Annotated in this window: 14 protein-coding genes; 8 read left to right on the plus strand and 6 right to left on the minus strand. The window is 54.4% G+C overall.

Going from position 1 to position 20842, the window contains the following annotated elements:
- Positions 1-25: 25 nt before the first annotated feature.
- The 5 genes from tgt to HOV93_RS15570 all read left to right on the plus strand — a co-directional run bounded on the left by tgt (position 26) and on the right by HOV93_RS15570 (position 8780).
- Positions 26-1192 carry a tRNA guanosine(34) transglycosylase Tgt gene (gene tgt / locus HOV93_RS15550; RefSeq protein WP_207397490.1) on the plus strand — a complete coding sequence of 389 codons (1167 nt, stop codon included), beginning with the start codon at positions 26-28 and terminating at the stop codon, positions 1190-1192.
- A 107-nt stretch (positions 1193-1299) separates the two neighbouring features.
- Positions 1300-2655: a PQQ-binding-like beta-propeller repeat protein gene (locus HOV93_RS15555; RefSeq protein WP_235990419.1), complete on the plus strand. Its 1356-nt coding sequence runs from the start codon at positions 1300-1302 to the stop codon at positions 2653-2655.
- A gap of 307 nt (positions 2656-2962) precedes the next feature.
- Positions 2963-3316, plus strand: a complete 354-nt coding sequence (yajC, locus tag HOV93_RS15560) for a preprotein translocase subunit YajC (protein ID WP_207397427.1) — start codon at positions 2963-2965, stop codon at positions 3314-3316.
- Positions 3317-3427: 111 nt separating this feature from the next.
- Positions 3428-7342 carry a protein translocase subunit SecD gene (gene secD, locus HOV93_RS15565; protein ID WP_207397428.1) on the plus strand — a complete coding sequence of 1305 codons (3915 nt, stop codon included), beginning with the start codon at positions 3428-3430 and terminating at the stop codon, positions 7340-7342.
- A gap of 553 nt (positions 7343-7895) precedes the next feature.
- Positions 7896-8780, plus strand: coding sequence for a LysM peptidoglycan-binding domain-containing protein (locus tag HOV93_RS15570; protein WP_207397429.1), 885 nt, complete (start codon positions 7896-7898; stop codon positions 8778-8780).
- Between the two features lie 41 nt (positions 8781-8821).
- Here the strand turns inward: HOV93_RS15570 and HOV93_RS15575 are convergent, their stop codons facing one another.
- From HOV93_RS15575 to HOV93_RS15590, 4 genes are all read right to left on the minus strand, one after another.
- Positions 8822-9766 (minus strand): alpha/beta hydrolase, encoded by a 945-nt coding sequence (locus HOV93_RS15575; RefSeq protein WP_207397430.1) that lies wholly within the window; start codon positions 9764-9766, stop codon positions 8822-8824.
- Positions 9767-9902: 136 nt separating this feature from the next.
- Positions 9903-10574, minus strand: coding sequence for a hypothetical protein (locus HOV93_RS15580; RefSeq protein ID WP_207397431.1), 672 nt, complete (start codon positions 10572-10574; stop codon positions 9903-9905).
- 59 nt (positions 10575-10633) lie between these two features.
- Complete coding sequence (locus HOV93_RS15585) at positions 10634-11068, minus strand: DUF2752 domain-containing protein (protein ID WP_235990421.1); 435 nt, start codon at positions 11066-11068, stop codon at positions 10634-10636.
- A gap of 221 nt (positions 11069-11289) precedes the next feature.
- A complete protein-coding gene (locus HOV93_RS15590; RefSeq protein ID WP_207397432.1) occupies positions 11290-14343 on the minus strand; it encodes a PVC-type heme-binding CxxCH protein in 3054 nt (1017 codons plus the stop codon).
- Positions 14344-14585: 242 nt separating this feature from the next.
- Here HOV93_RS15590 and HOV93_RS15595 point away from each other — a divergent pair, with 242 nt between their 5' ends.
- Positions 14586-15467: a hypothetical protein gene (locus HOV93_RS15595; RefSeq protein ID WP_207397433.1), complete on the plus strand. Its 882-nt coding sequence runs from the start codon at positions 14586-14588 to the stop codon at positions 15465-15467.
- A 16-nt stretch (positions 15468-15483) separates the two neighbouring features.
- Here HOV93_RS15595 and HOV93_RS15600 read toward each other — a convergent pair whose 3' ends face one another.
- Together HOV93_RS15600 and rny are read right to left on the minus strand one after the other, a co-directional pair.
- Positions 15484-16293, minus strand: coding sequence for a TIGR00282 family metallophosphoesterase (locus HOV93_RS15600; protein WP_207397434.1), 810 nt, complete (start codon positions 16291-16293; stop codon positions 15484-15486).
- A 75-nt stretch (positions 16294-16368) separates the two neighbouring features.
- Positions 16369-17919, minus strand: a complete 1551-nt coding sequence (gene rny, locus HOV93_RS15605; RefSeq protein ID WP_207397435.1) for a ribonuclease Y — start codon at positions 17917-17919, stop codon at positions 16369-16371.
- A gap of 737 nt (positions 17920-18656) precedes the next feature.
- Here rny and tilS point away from each other — a divergent pair.
- Both tilS and HOV93_RS15615 read left to right on the plus strand, forming a co-directional pair.
- Positions 18657-19658 (plus strand): tRNA lysidine(34) synthetase TilS, encoded by a 1002-nt coding sequence (tilS, locus tag HOV93_RS15610; protein WP_207397436.1) that lies wholly within the window; start codon positions 18657-18659, stop codon positions 19656-19658.
- Between the two features lie 21 nt (positions 19659-19679).
- The gene (locus tag HOV93_RS15615; RefSeq protein WP_207397437.1) at positions 19680-20801 is read left to right on the plus strand and encodes a glycoside hydrolase family 16 protein; all 1122 of its coding nucleotides are present in this window, start codon (positions 19680-19682) and stop codon (positions 20799-20801) included.
- Positions 20802-20842: the final 41 nt, after the last annotated feature.

The raw sequence follows: 20842 nt of genomic DNA on the forward strand, positions 1-20842 counted from the left end.
TGCGGAAAGCCGCGTGGGTTTTTTCATGGAGCTTCGAGACACTTTGGAACAATCGACGTTTGATCGTCCCGCAGAAGCCGACTGGTTTCAGTACCGTTTGAAGCACGAAGATGGCACCTCGAAGGCGCGTCGCGGAGAATTTGTGACGCCGCATGGCGCAGTGCAAACGCCTGCTTTCATGCCGGTTGGAACCCAGGGGACGGTCAAAGGTCTTGAGATCGGCATGGTGCGGCAGACCGGTGCCGAGATGATCTTGGGGAACACATACCATCTTTCGCTGCGGCCGGGGGATGACATCGTTGCCGAGCTCGGTGGGCTTCACCGATTCATGGACTGGCAGGGCCCCATCCTGACCGACAGTGGCGGCTTTCAGATTTTCAGTCTTGCGCAGATGCGAAAGATCACCGAGAAAGAGGCCATCTTCCAGTCGCATATCGATGGCCGCAAAATCCATCTTTCGCCTGAACGAAGTATCGAGATTCAAGAGAATCTAGGCAGTGATATTGCCATGGTGCTCGACCACGTGGTCGAGTTGCCCAACGAAACGAAGGTGATTCGTGAAGCGATGGACCGCTCAATCCGTTGGGCGAAGCGATGCCAAGATGCTGCGTCGCGAAAAGATCAGGCTCAGTTTGCGATTGTTCAGGGAGGGCTCGATGAAAGTCTTCGCGTGGAATGCGCCGAGCGTCTGGCCGAGCTGAATTTCCCCGGCTATGCCATCGGCGGGTTGAGTGTCGGTGAACCGCCTCCAGAGATGTATCGAATTCTCGACGCGACCTGCCCTACCCTACCGGCGAATAAGCCACGGTACTTGATGGGCGTTGGCCGGCCTGAAGATCTGTTAGAGGGGATTCGTCGCGGTGTCGACCTGTTTGATTGCGTGATGCCCACACGTAACGGCCGCAACGCGTTGGCCTTCACCGATGAAGGGACCGTTCGTCTTCGCAATGCAAAGCACCAGCGAGATCCTACCCCCTTGGACTCGAAGAGCGTTCCTCAGGTTGCGGGACTCAGTCGGGCCTATTTTCGTCATTTATTTATGGCGAAGGAGATGTTGGGCCCCATCTTATTGTCGCTACACAATGTGGCTTATTATCAGCGGCTGATGCGTGAGGCTCGGCAAGCGATTGAAGAAGATCGATTCGAAGCCTATTACGAGCAAAAGATGGCAGGTTGGTCGTCTGGTGGGTAGGTCTTTCTCGAGTTATTCACGAAGTTTTTGAATCCATACTGCGGCATTCGGCTTCCAAGGGGTACGTCGTACTCTTTGCCTGCGCGCCAACCATGAAGGAACTCTTGATGCATCTATTGCCCGTTGCTGGCCGATCCCTGTTGGTCACCACGTTTTCTGTTGCTTTGGTCTTCTTGGCTTCTCAGGCTGGGATGGCGGATGACTGGCCCCAATGGATGGGACCGCAACGCGATGATGTGTACCGTGAGTCAGGCGTCATCAACGCTATTCCCGAGGATGGATTGAAGGTCAAGTGGCGCGTTCCGATTTCTGGTGGCTATGCCGGCCCAGCGGTCGCCAATGGCCGTGTTTTTGTGACCGATTATCTAGCGGCATCCAACGAAATCTCCAATAATCCCGGCGCACGGCAGGATCGCCAAGGAAAAGAACGCGTGCTCGCTTTCAGTGCCGAGTCCGGCGAAAAACTGTGGGAGTACGCCTACGATCGACCGTATTCCATTAGCTACGCTGTGGGGCCGCGATGCACTCCGAGCGTCGATGGCGACCTGCTCTATTGGATGGGTGCCGAAGGCGATTTGGTCTGTTTACAGGTCGAAACAGGCGAACTCGCGTGGCGTCGGAGTCTGGTAGATGACTTTGGTGCTGAGATCCCAATTTGGGGATGCTCTGGCCATCCCCTAGTGGATGGCGACCTGCTTTACGTCATGGTGGGGGGCGAAGGGCAAGGGGTTGTTGCTTTCGATAAACGCTCCGGCGAGGTGCAGTGGAAGGCGCTCGACACGAAGATGGGCTATGCACCGCCATCGATTATTGAAACTAGCGGTACTCGGCAGTTGATCATCTATCACCCGGAAGGGGTGTCGTCGCTCAATCCCAAGACCGGGCAGCAGTATTGGGAAATCGACATTGAGCCAGCTTTCGAGATGTCGATTGCTCGCCCTATGGTCGAAGGGAACCGGATGTACGCCAGCGGAATTGGGAACCAATCGGTCATGATCGAGCTGGAAGAAGATCAGCCCGGGGCAAAAGCACTTTGGTATGGCGAGCCGAAGACCTCGGTTTATAGCGGTACCGCGACCCCTTTGTTTGTGGATGGGGTGGTCTACGGCAGCGACTGTAGCGTCGGTAGTCTGATCGCAGTGGATGCCAGCAATGGGGATCGCTTATGGACAAACTTCCAGGCGACCAAGCCTGACGAAACTCGGTTCATCAAGCACGGCACTGCGTTTCTAACGCGGCTCGGGGAGAGTGACCGGTATCTTGTTTTCAGCGAAGTTGGCGATTTATTAGTTGCCAAAATGACTAAAAGCGGCTTCGAGTCACTGGGGCGCTTCCATGTTTTGGACCCGACCAGCGAAGCATTTGGCCGCCAGGTTGTCTGGACGCACCCTGCTTATGCCAATCAAACCGGCTTTTTCCGAAACGACAAAGAACTTGTCGCGGTCGATCTAGCACAAGAATAGGTCTAATGGGGTGGTTTGGGCAATTCCCGTCGTCAACAAGATGATCGCAGAGGGTAAATGGTGGTCTATCAGGCCACCTTTTGCCGTTTTTGGGCGGATTGGCCGCTATTGCCGGTATAGAACGAAACTCTTATCATGAGCGGTTTCGATGTGCTGTCACTTGGTTGACGGTACAGAAGCAAGTCCATTCTCTCGCTGATTCTGACCTTATTCAGGAGTGACAGCGACCCAACTAGGGTTGCCGTGACAACTGGGACAGCGGAATGCGATCAGTGAGCCAGGCAAGTGGTAGGAAGCGTCGGCGGAAATGTTTGATTTGACGGCAATGCCGGTTCACATCTTAGCGCAAGAAGGCGGTTTCGCGAATCCTCTCACCTGGCTTCCCATTGTGGCCATTCTGGTGTTGGGTTATTTCATGTTGATCCGGCCGGAGCAAAAAAAAGCTTCCGATGCCCAGAAAATGCTGGAAGGGATCAAAAAAAATGACCGCGTGGAAACGATCGGAGGGATCATCGCCACCGTGGTCAGTGTGAAGAAAGACCAGCAAGAGGTTGTGCTTCGCCTGGACGAAAAGTCGGGCACAGAGTTGCGGGTTCGTTTGCGAGCGATCGCCACTGTTCTCTCGAGAGAGGGAAAAGCGAGCGATAACGCCGAATCCTGATTTCCGCCTATTGCGGCTCGAATGGACGATTCAAGGACGAATTCCCCTTTCCATATTCCACCATACGACTTGCCAGGAAGCGCAGACGCTGCCAAGGCTTGGAGACACGTAATGCAGAAGAGTTGCACGATTTTTGCTGTCATGCTCGTGCTGTCGCTGACCGTCACATTGATGACCGGCGTCGATTTCGGGCTGGACGCCGGCGGAAGTTCGTGGCTGGGCTCAACCGCGATGGCACAAGAAGCGCCGTCGACGGAAGTTCCCGTCCCCACGACAGATGTCGCACCAGTTGAAGCACCGAGTTCTGGAGGTTCGCAAACATTCAATGTGTTGGGGATTATTCTCCTCACCATTGTGGTGCCGTACGTGTTGGGCTTTTGGCTGGCGACCGCGATTCGCATGCCGGAGCTGAGCCGCAAGCTGGGCATTACCTTTGCCAGCCTGGTTTGCAGTGTCACGGTTTGCTTTCTGCTCTGGCCGCCCAAGTTTGGTATCGACCTGCAAGGTGGTGTCATTCTGGTGTATGAAGTCGACGAGCAGGCCAGTTTGGATTTGCTTGCCTCGGATGTCAGTTCCGAGAACACCGGCATGAATCTGACGCCGGAACGGCAGCTCGAGCAAGGTACCGCTCAGTTGATCACTCAGCTGCAAAAACGTATCAATCCATCGGGTGTTTCCGAAGTGATCATTCGCCCCTACGGCGAAAATCAGGTGGAAGTGATCGTTCCGCAAGCCGAGTCGTCCGACCTCGATTCGATCAAGCGACTCATCACCAAAGCAGGTGTGCTCGACTTTATGATCGTGGCTAACAAGCAAGACCACGATTACCTGTTCACGCGTGCCGAAGACGAAGCTCAGATAGGCGTGACTTATGTCAGCGACCGTGAAGGCAACCGCATCGGACGCTGGGTTCGTGTCGACGACGAAGCCCGCGGGGCCGTTGGTGAACCGAACTTTGCCGATCCAAACTTGACGCCGTACCTCAACAGCCAACGTCACTTAGTGCGTGGCGGTGGCCCTGGCGTTCCGTTTGAAGTGCTGATGCGTGTCGAACGTCCGGAGGCTCGCCTGGGTGGTAAGCATCTGTCTTCGTCGAGGGTACAACGTGACGAATATGGTAAGCCAGCGGTTGGGTTTGAGTTTGGTGTCGATGGTGCTAATCGCATGGGACGCCTATCGCAGGAAAACCTGAGTGAGACCAACATCCCGCGTAAGCTTGGGATTGTGATGGATAACTATCTGATCTCGGCTCCGCGAATCAACGCAATGATCACCGATAGCGGTATCATCACCGGCGATTTCACGCAGCAAGAGGTGACCGACCTGGTACAGGTGCTTCGCAGCGGTAAGCTGCCGGTTGTGCTCCGTAAGGAACCGATCAGCGAACAGCAAATCAGTGCTACGCTGGGTGACGATACGATCCGTAAGGGGAAGGTCGCCATTTCGGTCTCGCTGATTGCCGTGCTAATTTTCATGGCCATCTATTACCGTGTTGCCGGTTTGGTCGCCTGTTTTGCCCTGGTTTTCAACCTGGTGTTGATCCTAGCTGTCATGATTGCCATTAAGGCTGACCTGACGCTTCCGGGGATTGCCGGTTTGGTGTTAACCGTGGGTATGGCGGTGGACGCCAACGTGCTGATTTTCGAGCGGATACGCGAAGAGATCAACGGCGGGGCCACGCTGCGAGTTGCTCTTTCCAACGGTTTCGGCAAAGCGATGTCGACTATCGTGGACGCGAATATTACGACATTGATTACCGCCGCCGTGTTGTATCGCATTGGTACCGATCAGGTGCGTGGTTTCGCCGTGACGTTGTTTGTCGGTATTTTGATGAGTATGTTCACCGCGATCTATGTTTCGCGTGGCATCTTCGACATTCTCGAAAAGAAACGTCTTCTCACGACGCTCAAGTTCCTGCCATCGGCCTCTAGCATCGGCTACGACTTCATCGGCAAGCAGAAGGTTGCCGGGATGATCTCGCTGGTCGTGATTCTGGTCGGCATGATCGGAGTGGGTGTTCGTGGCAAGGATATCTTCGATATCGACTTCAACGGTGGTTCTTCGGTACAGGTCTTCCTGGAAGAACCGATGCCCATCTCTGAAATTCGGAGCAAGTTGACCGACGTACTGCCAGACCTCTCGGTCAGTGCTGTGACAATGGAAGGCTACGAGGATCGTATCTATAAGGTCGATACCTCGATGTCGGAATATGGTCAGCTTGGCAAGGTCGTCGTCACCGATCGCACCGGAGCTTCGGCCGAGGTCGACTTGGCAGGCGTTGAAACCCTGAGCGGGATCATCGACCGTCTTGCCACCGCTGAAGTAGGCGTGGCCATCTTGCCGAACACGGACGGGGACGGAATTGAATTCCAAGACGAGACAGGTGCTGATTCGGGTGCGATGTCTGTTAAAAATGTCGACGACGACACGCAGACGGCAGATCACCTGCGAATGAACTTCAGCACCGATGCTTTACGGTACAACACTGGTGCGATTCCGGCCGGTGTTGAAGTGGTTCAGGATCGGATCTCGCGAGTATTTACCGGCCCCAATGGCGAGAGCCAGCTGGTGATGCATAACATGGACTTCGTGCCGCCAACTGCCGCCCCAGGTAGTCAGGCTGCACCGCCAGCGAAGATCGAAGCTCCCGAAACCTCGCCGACAACGACGGAGCCTGTCCAGTCAGCTCCGGAACCGGAAGCGACTTCGGAGAAAGAAGAAGTTCCGGCAGAAACGACGGAAGAAAAGCCTGAGGCTCCCGAAGGTGACATGCAGTCGTTCATCGCGCCTGTTTCTTCGCACCTGATGGCCATGCTGCCGTGGCACGTTACCCTCGACGTCCTGCTGCAAGATAACGGCGAGGGAGAATCGCCTGCTCCAGAGCAACCGGCTGATGAGGCCCCTGCCGAAGAAAAGCCAGCGGAGGAAAAAACCGCGGAAGAACCGGCAGCGGAAGAGAAGCCGATGGAAGACGCTCCGACCGAGGAGAAGCCAGCTGCAGAACCAGCCGCTCCGATGGAAGAAGCTCCGGCTGCTGAGGCACCGATGGCCGAGTCTCCTATGACAGATGATTCTGCTCCGGCGAACCCGATGGCTGAATCACCAACCGAAGAAGCTCCTGGAACAGGTCCAGCGGTTGATCCTACGAATCCGCTGGCCTCTGGTGCTGAAGCTCCTCGCTTTAACACCGAGACCGAAATGTCGTTTGACGAAGGTATCAGTGCCGAAACGGTACGGACTTTAGTCAATGATGCGGCCGATCACTTACGCGTAGCTCGCCCAGATATTGCTCTCTTGGATAGCGAAGGGAAAGCGTTGCCGGTCGATAGTCGCGTCAGTCAAACGACGTGGATGGTCAAGCTTTCCACTACGCCTGATCAGTCCGCAGAGATTCTGGAGCAGGTTAGTAAGAAGCTCGAATCGACGCCTGTCTGGCCTTCGTCCAGCAAGATCGGTAGCAAGGTCGCCGGCGACATGCAAACAATGGCGATCCTGGCCATCGGTTTTTGTTTGATTGGGATCGTGGGCTACATTTGGTTCCGCTTTCAAAGTGTGGCCTTTGGTGTTGCCGCTGTGGTTGCGTTGGTGCACGACGTTTTAGTCACGCTCGGCTTTATTGCTCTGAGCGTCTGGTTGGCTCCTTTCTTAGGGTTCCTGCAGGTCACGGAATTTAAGATTAGCCTGCCGGTCGTTGCTGCCTTTTTGACGATCATTGGTTATTCGCTGAACGATACGATTGTGATCTTCGATCGTATTCGCGAAGTTCGCGGCAAGAGCCCCGACCTGACTAGCGAGATGGTCAACATCAGTATTAATCAAACGCTAGGACGTACGTTGCTAACCTCGCTCACAACGTTGATCGTGGTGCTCATCCTGTTCTTCATTGGTGGCGAAGGGATTCATAGCTTCTCGTTCTCGTTGGTGATTGGCGTGATTGCTGGTACTTACAGCACCGTCTTTATCGCGTGCCCGGTTCTGATTTGGTTGATGAACCGCGATAAGAACACCAAGAAAGCGGAAGCTTAGAGGGGGTATGCCCTCAGCTTCGCTAATCGGCAAACTCTACGAAGTCGGCATCAAGTGATGTCGACTTCTTTTTTTGCGCTCATACCTAACGTTCTCGCCCGAACTGGTCAGCGCAAGCATTGCGTATCGGTAATTAGAAGCAGTGTTCCTCTTCCCTTGGCATAGGTGCCGCTGCTGGCTGGGCCTTTGATATGGGGTTTCCATGAATGAGGCCAAAGCGGTCTTCGTCGGTTTTTCGGCGAACTTCGGATCGGGTCCTGAAGCAAGCCGCTGAGCTTTGTTTTCAACAAGGCGAGCTCGGCAGTGGCACCTTGAGCCAACTGGTTTTTTCACTACGTTTTTCGCAGCCGGAAAAGTCTTCCAGCGCAAAGTTTGCCTGACAGGTGCGTCGAGTATGTTCGCACCACCTCGGCGAGAAAAACGTGTTTGGGCACGACAGAAAATGAAGAGAGCGACGCTAGCATGCGTCGATGAAACGAAGCATCAGGATGGTCTTCGGATAGTAATGCAATGGATGGCGTACACGTGACTCCCCAAGATGACGGTACGCGAAATGAATGGCGATTCCAAGTTTCTTACCTTGGCTGCACTCGGAGTGATTGGCCTTGGTTCCGCTATGCCCTATTGGTCGGCATGGTCTGCTCCTAATCAGGCTCCGCCTGAGATTTCCACCGCCCAGCCGGCGGCACCACAACCAGCGGACGAGCCTCGGCTTACCGCGCAGCAGTATTGGGATCAACAAGTATCCCGTCCCGACGTCGTGACGCTAACGCCTCGCGGTGGGCAAAGTATGGGTCTCGATAACCCTGCCCAGATTCCTTCCCTTTCGATGGACATGCAGCAAGCGACTCCGGTCGCGGCCCAGCCAATTTTGGCGAACGTGCCCATTAATCAAGTAGGTAGTGTCTCGCTGGCTTCCCGTGTGGAAGACATGGGCGCACCCAAGACGGCCTCACGTGCGGTGGTTCCCATCGAGATCCCTGGCTCAGCAAGACCGCTGCCGCCTACGATGACCTCGCCGGTGATTACGACACGTCAGGTCATGAAGCCCGAACTGCCAGAGACGCAAGTCCAACAGCAGTTCACTCCCCTGCCCCGTATCGCGCCACCCAATCACGGCGCGAGTAACAGCGGGTCGAAGATAACGCGGGAGCACCGCGTAAGAGATGGTGATAGTCTGGAGTCGATCGCCGAGAAATACCTCGGCGATCCGCTCCTCGCGGACGCGGTCTTCCGAGCCAACCGGTCTCAGCTCGATACTCCTGAGTTGCTGCCGATCGGAATTACGCTGATGATTCCCAGTTCTTCCGTTGAACAGTCAGCCCCGGAAGTAGATGGGCAACTCAGGCCGATGACCCGTTTGCGTCCGGTTTCCACCGGTGCCGGTTCACGCGGTGGAGAACTGCCTTGGACGACGTTGTCGCCGCCTGGAACCTAAGTCGGTTCCTAGCGGCTGGGGCCTACTAAGAATGCGGTGTCCTATTGAAGCGGTGTCGTGCGATCGGTCCAAGGATCACTGGCTTGAAGTTCCGCCATATGGACTTTGGTGAAGAAGAGAATGTCTTTCAAGCAGTTCGAGCGAGGATCGGCCAGCAGGTCGGTCCCTTCTAAGGAATTGGGCTTAGCCGCGAAGAAGATGGTCCGATCTTTGGCGTCACTCAGGTTCTTCTGGCGAATCTTATCGATCGTGCTGAAGATACGCTTGGCATCGCTGAAACTGTTGCGGTCTCCTTCTCCGGCGATGACCATAATCGACAACTCGTTTTTGAGGATGGGTGTTTGAAGGGCTCGATTAGCATTGAATCCCTTAAACGTCTTCGGAGGAGAAACCAGGATCAGACCCTTCACGTCCTGTCCTTGCTTGATCGAAGGTAAAATGGGCCAGCTCCAATCTTGGGCGGCAAAATTCAAGGCCGCAGTGGCACTGAAGTCGCAACCAATAATCGTGAGCATCTCGATATTGAGGTTTCCCTTGTTGTTCTCTTGCATCAAGAAGCTTTTCACGGCTTCCAAGTCTTGAGTAACAAACGCATCGAAATCACTGGAACGAATGCGATCCAGGTTGATCTCGACTATTTGGCCGCCTGGCCCTTGGATCGACTTGCTGGCACCATGACCGCGAAGGTCAACGGTAATCACTGCCAGGCCTTCCTTCTGCATGGCCAACGCTAGGCCTGTCAGGTCTTTTTGGCTGTGCTCCCAGCCTGGCAGCATGATGACGGGGATTGCCTTCTTACCAAGACTGCTTCCAAAGTACGTCCCATGAATGATCACGCCATCTTTGGTGGTTACGGATACGGTTTCCGGAGGCGGAATATCTCTTCGCGCACCAGGTTTCGCAGGTGGCTGAGCTTGGATGATCGAGAGATCAAGGATCGATAACGCGCACAAGGCAACGAACAGCGAGAAAATTTGCAAACGCATCTTGGCCGGATGGGTTGAAAGGTCGGATTCGGATAAGGACGTCTCAGCGACGCAACGTAAGACCGTATTTGACTTTATTAAATGTTAGACGCCATTCCCCGGCCGGTCAAATTTTCCGACAACTTGCTTTAGACGGCTAGTTGGTAATAAATGATTCGTCCAGCATCAAGTCTTCTCGGACGTTGTACTTGTAGAAGTTTCGAGCGATTCGATGCGAGAGCAAGCGTAGAAACGAATTGCGGAATTCTCGCTCACTCTGAGAACTCGTGCCCACCCCATTTACCGGGAATTCGATCGCGCTTGGCGTGTCTTGGAAGACGAGCTTGCCGTCATGATTGATATCGTAGACAGAGACCACATATTCGGCTGAACCCTTGTAAACGCCCGGGTTCGGTTGAATCTCGAAGCGTGCCAAGTCGATCGCGACGACCATGTCCGCTTTCAAAGCTTTGCCAGCCTCGCGGTAATCCATGTTGTCCCACCCACTACGATCTTTCCAGTCATCAATCTTTTGTTGGGGAATGATCTTTACCTCGTCGCCGTTTGCAAGAATCAGTGCTTCGATTCGTTCGGCCAGTTGGCGAGATGTCGAATTCTCGGAGTAGAACGAAGGGCCCGCCACGCAGAGAACGGCGACATTCTTCTCGGATAGTCCTTTGAATTTAGCCGAGGCGTAGTCACCTTTTTGCAATAATATAGCCAAAAGGCCAACACATCCGCTGTTGCTGACAAGCAGCAGGCAGATCAAGCTGAGCGGCAATACACCGGAAAACATTTGGGGCGAAAGTCGATACCGTCCGTGGCTCATGACTTGGTCCATCCGTGGTGATCTATCAATTGACTTGCATCATGCAAGTCGGGCATTTTTCAAAAATTGATTCTTACTAACCAGTCTCCCAGTGTGACGGCCACGACCAGAACTGTGATCGTGATAAGGACTGCGTCACTAGGAGCCGCGACGGTGAGCCTGCCCAGTAAAGCCGAGCTCAACATCCACGGAGCGAGGAACAGTGCAATGAGTCCTAACAGGCAGCCAGCGGTGTTCGCGTTGAGCGAGCCCCAAACATTGCCCTTCATCAGGTGCGACCAGCTAGTGGTCATCCCACACGAGGGACAGCGGGTACCGGTCAACTGCACCAGCGTACATGGGGGAAGCCCCAACTGCTGATGCGTTCCCAGTCCCTTAGTGCTAGGCGTAAGCCAGGCAGCGGTTACCAGTAAAATGGCTAAAATACCGCCCCCAATTCCCATGAGGATTCGCTGATACCAACGAAGTGGTGAAAGGGAGGCCGCTTCAGCCATGACGCAATTGCTCTTCCATCGGGCGCGAACGATACCGAAAACCGGCGAACCGAACAAGTCAAGATTCGTACTCTCGATGCTATCACGGTTTTGGGTTGCTAGAAAGGCGAAGGATTCCCTACCCAAGTAGCTCCAGTGGCCACTTGCCCAGTGAGGATAGGCAGCACCGAAATCTCGACCGAATGACCAATGCCTCAGGCAAGCTCAGATTAGGCTGGCAATCACTTCTCGCTCTGCAGATAAGCAAACAGATCGCGAACCTGGGTAGCGGTCAGGTCATCCAGCAGACGGTCCGGCATTAACGATTTGGCGATTGCCAGCGGACCGGCTTCGATTTCGTCTCGTGGGATGATCAGTGCTGCGTTGTCCGCGTTTTGCAGGGTGATCGTCTTGTCGTCCTGGTTTTTCAAAAAACCTGACAGAACACGTCCGTCGATCGTCAGAACGCGGTAGTTGGTGTACTCTTCTCGGATGGCTGCACTCGGGTCGACGATCGATAGAAGCATGAAGTCGAGGTTGGTCCGTTCATAGCCTGTTAAATCGGGGCCGATGTCTGCTCCTTCGCCATGCAATTTGTGACAAGTACCGCACCGTTTGGTGAACAGTTGCTTTCCCTCCGCAGCAGTTCCCCGGGCTGTCTTTAGTAAGGTGGCTGTCTGCTCAAGTTGCAGGGCCAACTCGACCGGGGTGGCACGGGTTGCTCCCCAAAGTTTGGCAATTCGACCATTCAGCTTTTCGTCGCCGTGGAGTTTCAGGTTTTCTAGCAAATCGACCGACACCGCTATTCTAGAAACTCGCTTGGCTTCGATCGCATCGAGTAGCTGGTGGGCGGCCGCTGGTCGGGCAGTGACGTTGTCGATGATCGCCGACTGGATCGACGCAGGCTCATCTGGATAACGCAAAAGCAATTGATGAGCGATGTTCGCATCGTCGAAGGATCCTAAAGAACTAATCGCGGCCAGACGTATCGCCTGCGGTGCCGTTGAGATCGCGAGCTTCAGCAGTTCGTTCCGTGCGTCTTGCGACCCGACCTGTCCGAGTAGCTGAATGAATTTAACGCGATCTTTCTGCGGTGTTTTTGCATTGGTGGTTTTCTCAATTGCCGTTTGTTCTGCCTGGCCCTGCCCTGCCCGGACTAATAGCGCTAATTGGGCCGATGAATTTCCAGAAGCGGAAGAAACAATCGCTTCGCGTAGTTCCGCCGGCAAGCGATCGATCTTTCGACCGGAAAAAGCTTCGTCGACTGATTCCAGCATTTTTGTGCGGAGCGTTACATCCTCGGTGGCTTGAATCAGTTGGGCCAGCTTAAGCAAGCTTCCGGTATCGGCCACTGCAGCCAAACGCTGAGCCAACCGCGGTAAGACAACGGCACTGCCAATTTGGGTAGAGGATAACGAACTGGCAAGATCGGTTATTGCCAGGGAAGAGTCGTCAGCGTGCGCTTCGATCGCCCACCAGGTCAGAAGCGGAATGTGGGGATCGGAAGCCAGCTCGTCGCGCGATGCTAGACGCTGAGCGACTTCCAGGCCAACAGGCCCGGGAACCCGTTTCGCGGTCGAAGCGAGTTGACTGCATACTTCGACATGCGGTTCCTGCGACGCTAGAGAAATCAGCGTGTCAGACAGCGTGTGAGCCTGATCTTCCGAGAGAAGCCGTATGCCCCAGATTCGCACATGCGGGTCCTCATGGGTGAGCGCGGACTTTGCGACTTCAGTGTCGTAACCGGTTAACGCATCAATCGCCCACAGCGTCTCTAAGGCGAGTTGCCCTTGCGTTGCCGGCAGCGTTTTGGCCAGTTGGTCGGCTGCAGTGGGATCTCCGTCTTCTCGCAGTACACGCTGCGCCAGTTGTCGTGTTAGCTTGTTGGGGCTGGCAAGTTTTTCGATCAACTCCTCAGTAGGCAACTCGCGTAGGTTGACCAGCTTTTGCGAGGCGTATTGGTTGGGTTGAAGTCGCCAGATTCTTCCCCGTGCCCGATCCCACGTATCGCGAGGATCGACATGCGTGAGACGTGTGTCGCACCAATCGGCCACATAGACGCAACCATCGGGGCCGACTTTGATATCAACGGGCCGAAACCAAATATCGTCGGTTGCCATCGCATGAAATTGATCTTCGCTCTGCCAGGTCGAACCGTCAGGCGACACCTGCGAGACGGCAACGTAATTGTGAAGAGGAACCGGGGCGATAAGATGATCGTGGTATCGCGGCGGTAGTGTGTCACTTTCATACTTGACCAACGTGTGGCTGAATCGTTCGGCTGGGGCGTGCTTCATGGCCGGGAAAAAACCGTACGCATGCGGATTCGTAAGCGGACCATGCTTCCCCCAGCTCTTTTGGTAGTAGCCTCCTTGGACATAGTGAAAGCCACGCGTGTTGCCACCATTGTGTCCGGAATAAAGCCTCCCCTTGGCGTCGAACTCGATGGCGAACGTGTTGCCGCCCCCCTCGGCGAAGATCTCGAACTGATGGCTCTCCGGGTGATAACGCCAAATGCCCTGCCCTTTGAAGTGAACGCTCTCGTGTGAAGGATTTTTGAGGACGCTGACCGTCGCCCAACATGTGCTTCCTTGAGCGCCGTACAGCCAGCCGTCAGGCCCCCAAGTCAAACTGTTCGCAACGGCGTGCGTATCTTCCAGGCCGAAGCCGGACAGGTGGACCTCGGGATCGGCGTCCGGAACATCGTCCTGGTTTTCATCGGGATAAAACAGCAAATACGGAGGGTTCATCACCCAAACGCCACCGCGACCTGGGAGGGCGCTGGTAACAATGTTCAAGCCATCGACGAAAGTCTTGTGCTTGTCGTATGTGCCGTCGCCGTTGGTGTCTTCATGGATGGTGATTTTGTCCGCACCACGATCGTGATTCGGTGGAGCCGGCGGAACCTTATCGAAAACGGCACGCAGATGCTCGTCGTACTTCACGATCTTCAGCCCTGCGGGAAAGGGATATTGCAGGTACTGCACGACCCACATGCGTCCTTTCTCGTCGAAATTAATACACACCGGTTGGCGAACTTCCGGCTCGGCCAATGCAGCTTTAATCGTGATATCGTCCGGCGTTGCAAATGCCTGTTCCGCTTGCTCAGCGGCCAGGGCCGGGACCGAGAAGTCAGCCGTCTGCCCACGTCCTTCAAAGTTGCGGATGTGCTCGCGAACGGCCTCATTGTTGGCTGCATCGAGCGACTTCGCTTTGGAGTTTCCCTCTTCAGCCGGTACCAGGGTGCACCACAGAAGCAAGACAGCAAGCGATAGAGCTGGTCGAATGAAGTTCATACGGTAGGCGGGGAAAGGAAGGAATAAAAAAGGTGGCAGTTGTCGTTAGTTCTAGCTCAGTGAATGGAGTAAATCCAGCGAATTCTAGTAGATATTTCGCGACATCACTAAGGCCTGGCTTGCGACTGAACGATCGGTTGATTGGACCGGGGACGAACCGAAAGGATTGTAGTTGCAATCGGTACTATTAGGCTGGCTATAATTGACCTCAATCCCTGATTGAATACCCCCGAGGAGCCCCGATGAAAACTTTGCTTTGCCTATTGATAGCGTTTACTCCTGCTCTCCTGCTGGCTGCTGAGCCCAGCCTGGCGGCGTTCGAGAAAATCAACGCCAAGGTCCAAGTGCGTGACGGAGCCGTTTATTCGTTGTCGGCCAATTGCGATGGCTACACCGACGACGATTATCAGCTCATTAGTCAGTTGAAGACGTTAAAATCCCTTTCCATCAGTGGGAAGGATTTCAGAGACGAGCAGTTGAAGATGCTCGCAGGGCTGAAGAATCTAGAGTCGATCATGATCAACGGCACGGTACTGACCGACGACGGTTACCAGCACTTTACTGCGTTTGCTAAGTTGAAGCGGCTTTCCATCTTTCACCCCTCCCGTAAGCTGGACACGTTCAACGGATCTGGACTATCGCATTTAAAAGCAATGCCGGGGCTGGAGTCGCTCACTTTTGCTGGAGCCACCGCAGGCGACCAGGCACTGCAAGCGGTGGGGCAACTAACACAGCTACGTAGCTTTCGCGAGTGGCACAACACCGAAACGAGTGACGGCCTAAAGCACTTGGCTAAGCTGAAGAACCTTAAGTCGATTCGCTTAGGGCAGCGACTACCGAGTTGGGGAAAAGATACGCCAGCCAGTTTCGATAACGATTCGATCGCGATACTAGCGAAGATGCCGTCACTTGAATCAATTGAGTTGACCGAAGCTCGTTTAAATTACGATGCGGTTGTTCAGCTGAAGCAGTTGCCGAACTTGAAGACGCTGAAGATAAGCCAAGTTGCGATTTCACCAGAGGATATCGATAAGCTGAAAGAAGCGATGCCCAACGTAGAAATCAAATGGGAACCGCTCACCGAAGAGCAAGCGGCCATGCTGACCAAGAAGTTGAGATTGTAGACGAGCAGCCGGCCTGTTACCGCTGGACCTTCAGTTCTTTGATTTCGTGTTCGCGAACTTGAAGACGTTCGATGGCGCTGGCCTTGCCGGTTTGTGGGTCAACATCGACGATAGCCCCGTTCAGTCGGACATCGTCCTTGGCGACATCGAATAGCGTAGGACGGAAAGAAACGGTCGTTTCCAAAACGCGATCGATGCGTCGACCGATGATGCTTTCGTGTGGCCCGGTCATGCCGACGTCGCACATGAACGCGGTGCCCCGAGGGTAAATCTGTTCATCCGCAGTCGCCACGTGCGTATGGGTGCCGAGGCAATAGCTGACGCGACCGTCGAGATGACGACCCATCAACTGTTTGTCGCTGGTCGCTTCCGCGTGGAAATCAACACAGCGGACTTTAATATCAGCTGGAAGCTGGGACAGAACCCGATCGATTGCCGTCCAAGGGCAGTCGACCGGTCGCATGAAAACCCGTCCCATGACGCTGATGACAGCCACACGCAATCCCTCTTTCGATTGGACGATGGCGTAGTCTTTGCCGGGCGCTGCGGCCGGGTAGTTAGCTGGCTTGACGATGTTGGGCTGTGACTCAAGGGTTTTGTTGAGTTCCTTGCGTCGGTAGATGTGATCCCCCATCGTAATGCAATCAACGTGGGCATCGATCAACTCGCGATGGGCTGCCGGAGTCAATCCCGAGCCGCCGCAAGCGTTTTCTGCATTGGCGACGACCAGCGAAAGGTTGTACTTCTCACGGAGGCCCGGAACGACGTCGCGAACGATGTCACGACCGACCTTTCCGACGATATCTCCGATGTGCAGAATCCTCAAGGGATACAACCTTTCCAGTTTCCGTTGCCGCTTCCTTGAAAGAGAAAGCAGTCAGGGTAAGGGTTCAGCAAATACCTACCGAGCGAATTCCGTGAACCTGGATTCGCGGACCATGGTGACCTTGATTTCACCGGGATACGTCAACTGCTCTTCAAACGCCTTGGCGATATCACGGCAAACTTTGGCAGCCATCTCGTCGTTGACTTCCTTGGACGAAGCGATCACGCGTAGTTCACGCCCCGCTTGGATAGCAAAGGCTTGTTCAACGCCGTGGAAGCCAGTCGCGATCGATTCCAACTCTTCCATGCGTTTAATGTACCGCTCAAGAGTTTCGCGGCGAGCACCCGGTCTTGAGGCACTACAGGCATCGGCCGTAGCAACTAGCATCGTGTATGGGTACTCGGTGATGATCTCGTCGTGATGGCCAAACGCGGCGTGCACAACTTCCGGCGATTCACCATGACGCTTCAGAAGATCGGCACCAATTTTCGGGTGCCCTCCTTCCAACTCGTGATCCGCTGCTTTGCCGATATCATGCAGAAGTCCTGCACGCCGAGCAATTTGGGGATCGAGCCCGATCATCTCGGCCAATAGTCCCGCAATGAAACCGACTTCAATACTGTGCCGCAGCACGTTCTGGCTGTAGCTGGTTCGGAAGTGAAGTCTTCCGAGCATCTCGATCAGTCGCGGGTGAAGCCCCATCACGTTGATTTCCGTGGTAGCTTCTTCCCCTTTTTTCCGAATCGTTGTTTCGATATCGGATTGGGTTTCCTTGACCACTTCTTCGATGCGCGAGGGGTGAATGCGTCCGTCGGCGATCAGCTTGTTAAGCGATTGACGGGCAATCTCGCGGCGAACCGGATCGAAACCACTGACGATCACCACGCCGGGCGTATCGTCGATAATTACGTCGACGCCTGTCTCTTTTTCAAAGCTGCGAATGTTGCGGCCTTCACGCCCGATGATGCGTCCCTTCATTTCATCGCTGGGGATGTCGACTGTGCTGGTGGTCGATTCTGCCGTGTGCGCCGCAGCGAAACGCTGCATTGCCGTCAGCAGCATATCCTGAACGATGGGGCGAACTTCTTCTTCCATCCGTCGCTGGTGCTTCAACACGATCGCGCCGGTTTCAGATTGAAGTTGCTGGTCAAGAATCTTCAGCAGTTCGCTTTTAGCTTCGTCGGCATTCAATCCGCTCATCCGATGCAGGCGTTCCTGTTGATCGCGGATGATGCTTTCGAGGTTGGTCGAACGTTTGTCGTTCTCCTCGATTTTTTCGGCGAGACGCCGTTGGGTCGTCTCGACCATGTTCTCTTGCTTGCGCAAGTGAGTTGCTTGTTGTTCGAGCGATTCTTCCCGCCGGTCGAGCGACTTTTCGCGTTCGCGTATTTCGTCTCGTTGCTTGGAAAGGTCTCTCTCGGCTTCTGTTCTTTGACGTAGAGCTTCCTCTTTGGCTTCGAGCAAAGCTTCTTTTTTGAGGTTTTCAGATTCCTGTTTGGCTTTATCCAGGATCTGTTGGGCCTCGGTCTCCACGTCCTTTTTTCGGAGCCGATCGATAAACTTGACAAGCAGAGCGGCTCCTACCGCCGCAATCGCCGCCGTCAATGCATAATATAACCCAGACACGTTCCACTACTCCTGTAGCTGGATGGAATAGCGATTAACGTGGCATGGCGTGAGCGGACAAAAGGTTGGTGCATCGTCAATGACGCACCAAACGCGACGTCGAGAAGGCCATCGAAGTGCCAGACTTGAAACTTGTTCCCCCGAACGATAATCCTCAGGCGCATTGTGCCCTAAAGGTTGTCGTCAGATCGTTTTCCGGAAGATATTCCGGAGACCGGGCCTGTTTGTTTCGAGGAGCCTTGTCGGGCTCGTGGACAGGCGTCTTGGGGAAGAAGATGGGCGTCAATTTCCAGCCAACCAATCAGTGGCAAATGAACCACTGCAGTTTCTCGTTGAGAATTTGCGTGCCGCTGGGCCGATTTCGCGCGAACGCGAGCCGGGCTCATTATCTCAACCTTCTGTGGACAAAGCGCCAGAAGGAGCCGTATCAGAAAAAGAAGGAGTATTTGCACGCTTATCTGCCCTCCGAAAAGCCAAATGGGGCTAGAGGATTTAACAATCCGGCACATCGACTGATGCTTTCCCTAATCGATAGTCCGGCAAACGTTTTTGCCAAATCTCGTTAAGCGCTTAGGTCAACACAATCGTTAGGCTGGGCGCACAATGGTAGTACGCCTAACCCGTTCACGTTATATTAACAGAGTTCCCCGTCGGAGGGAAGCATCCATTTTTGTCTTGCGGGAATCCTTCTTAATAATTCAAATTTTTGGCAGTTACTTTTGCCACAACCGCAAGATATGTCGTCATTTCCGCCTCGATTTCTCGAAAACTGGCCGCTGGCATCCTGGCATGGCCGTGTCACGCTGATCGCCGTTTCCGGCGGGGCTGATAGCATGGCCCTGCTACGTCTAATGGTCGAAGCGTCCGACCAGCAAAACCGAGAGAAGCTGTGGGTCGTGCACGTCAATCACGGGCTACGGGGTCAAGCCTCAGGCGACGACCTGCAATTTGTGGTCGAGTCGGCCGAACGCTTAGGCTTGAAATATCGAACCCGGTCCCTTTCCGCAGGCGTTCTCGCGCCTGGGCAAACCGACGACGGACTTGAGGCGGCAGCTCGTGCGGCTCGGTATGGGTTCTTTGAAGAAGTCGCCCTGGAGGTTGGGGCCCGGTATCTGGTTACGGCGCATCACCAGGACGATCAAGTCGAAACGGTACTGCATCGCATTTTGCGGGGAACAAGTGTTTCCGGACTTCAAGGTATAGCCAAGGCTCGCCAGTGGCTGCCTGGTGTAGGTTTGGTGCGCCCACTGCTGCCTTTCATGCGACACGAGATTGTTAATTACCTGCACGAGATCGATCAACCTTGGCGAGAAGATGCCACCAATGCTGGGCACGAATTTACCCGCAATAAGATTCGCAACGACTTGTTGCCTAAGCTGCGAGAAGCTTTCGGAGATCAGGTCGATCAATCACTCTCTCGGCTCTCAAGTCAGGCCACTGAGTGCCAGGCGGTGATCGATGATCTGGTCGACGATCTGCTTGATTCCTCGGTAGCCATCGCTGACTCCAAGACCGTTCAGATCGACCTTGGCAAGCTGAACAAGATTCGTCCGTACCTGGTGCGTGAGCTGCTCGTTAGGATTTGGCAAATACAAAAATGGCCCCGACAAGACATGACGCAACTACACTGGCAAAAGTTGAGTGACCTTGCTCTTGGGCACACCGATGCCGTAGCCGACGTCCTGCCAGGCACGATCCGTGCTGCCCGACAAGCGGGTATTTTGACGCTCAAACGTTAGCCCCTTATCGAGATTTCGTGCATGTTGATTCGAGTGATGTTGTTGTTGATCACCGCATTATTGTGGCCTGGACTTAGTCGTGGCGAGGAACTCCCTCCCCTGCCCTCGGATGCAAAACTGGCACTCGAGGAGGATTGGTCCAGCGGAAAAATCGACGAGAAGAAGTGGTACGTCTATCGCAAAAAGTGGGGCAACGGGAATCACGGCGTTGTCCCTGAGAACGTAACCATCGGGAAGGACGTGGTCGATGGCAAAGAGAAGAACGTTTTGATTTGTACTGCTCATGGCGACCAATACGATGGCGACGTAATTGGCTGGTGGGCAAACAAGACCCGAGTCGGCGGTGTCATTGTCAGCCAGAAACACTTCGCATCAGGACGATTCGAGATGGTCGTGAAGGTCGGCGATCAGGAAAAGCACCCTGGCGGACCGATTGATCCGAAACGTCCTCGAGGCTGTATTCCTGCTCTTTGGACTTATAGCTATCGCTGGGTCGAAGGAGATAAGGCCCGGCAAGGCGAGTTTCAAGCCGAAACACCGATGTATAACCCTCACATCCCAGCCTATGGACTGGCGGCGAACGAGTACTGGTCGGAGTTAGACTTCCCAGAGTTCGGTAAGGCAGGCAATTTCGAGAACGCGATGTATAACACGTTCCTGCAGAATCGTCACGACAATCGCTTCTTTGAGGTCCCCCAGGCTGTCGACGGCGAGTATCACACTTTCGTCACCCAGTGGCGAACCCACCTGCGAGCCATGCCGGAGATTCGCGATGATCAGGTGATGGAGTCAGAAGGCTTTTATTGGATACAGGACAAGTCGGTTCCGTTTGCCGAATATCTGGGCAATCCGTTGAAGAAGCTTGGCGAAAACAAGTATGCCCTTTACGAAGGTAAGATCGCCAAGCATTACATCGACGGCAAGAAGGTTGCCGAGAACGACAAATGGGTCCCGGCGATTGCGGCTCAGCTGAACATGGGCGTGTGGCTGCCAGACTGGGCTGGCCCGGCCGACTGGAAGACGGCCAGCATGAAGATCGCCAGCGTAAAAGTATGGCAGTACGGCGACGAGGGGGACGTGATCGGTGTGATGAAAGGTCGCAACCCGGATAGCTTTGCCAAAGATGGTACACCGTTCAAATAATACCTGGCCCTTCCAGTTAGTTGCACGAAAAAGGCGAGCCC

The organism is Bremerella alba, from assembly GCF_013618625.1.
Classification (GTDB): domain Bacteria; phylum Planctomycetota; class Planctomycetia; order Pirellulales; family Pirellulaceae; genus Bremerella; species Bremerella alba.

Bases quoted from the DNA above. Each gene is read 5' to 3' on its own strand.
- tgt (WP_207397490.1), top strand. From the start codon at position 26: ATGGAGCTTCGAGACACTTTGGAACAATCGACGTTTGATCGTCCCGCA.
- HOV93_RS15555 (WP_235990419.1), top strand. From the start codon at position 1,300: ATGCATCTATTGCCCGTTGCTGGCCGATCCCTGTTGGTCACCACGTTT.
- yajC (WP_207397427.1), top strand. From the start codon at position 2,963: ATGTTTGATTTGACGGCAATGCCGGTTCACATCTTAGCGCAAGAAGGC.
- secD (WP_207397428.1), top strand. From the start codon at position 3,428: ATGCAGAAGAGTTGCACGATTTTTGCTGTCATGCTCGTGCTGTCGCTG.
- HOV93_RS15570 (WP_207397429.1), top strand. From the start codon at position 7,896: ATGAATGGCGATTCCAAGTTTCTTACCTTGGCTGCACTCGGAGTGATT.
- HOV93_RS15575 (WP_207397430.1), bottom strand. From the start codon at position 9,766: ATGCGTTTGCAAATTTTCTCGCTGTTCGTTGCCTTGTGCGCGTTATCG.
- HOV93_RS15580 (WP_207397431.1), bottom strand. From the start codon at position 10,574: ATGAGCCACGGACGGTATCGACTTTCGCCCCAAATGTTTTCCGGTGTA.
- HOV93_RS15585 (WP_235990421.1), bottom strand. From the start codon at position 11,068: ATGGCTGAAGCGGCCTCCCTTTCACCACTTCGTTGGTATCAGCGAATC.
- HOV93_RS15590 (WP_207397432.1), bottom strand. From the start codon at position 14,343: ATGAACTTCATTCGACCAGCTCTATCGCTTGCTGTCTTGCTTCTGTGG.
- HOV93_RS15595 (WP_207397433.1), top strand. From the start codon at position 14,586: ATGAAAACTTTGCTTTGCCTATTGATAGCGTTTACTCCTGCTCTCCTG.
- tilS (WP_207397436.1), top strand. From the start codon at position 18,657: ATGTCGTCATTTCCGCCTCGATTTCTCGAAAACTGGCCGCTGGCATCC.
- HOV93_RS15615 (WP_207397437.1), top strand. From the start codon at position 19,680: ATGTTGATTCGAGTGATGTTGTTGTTGATCACCGCATTATTGTGGCCT.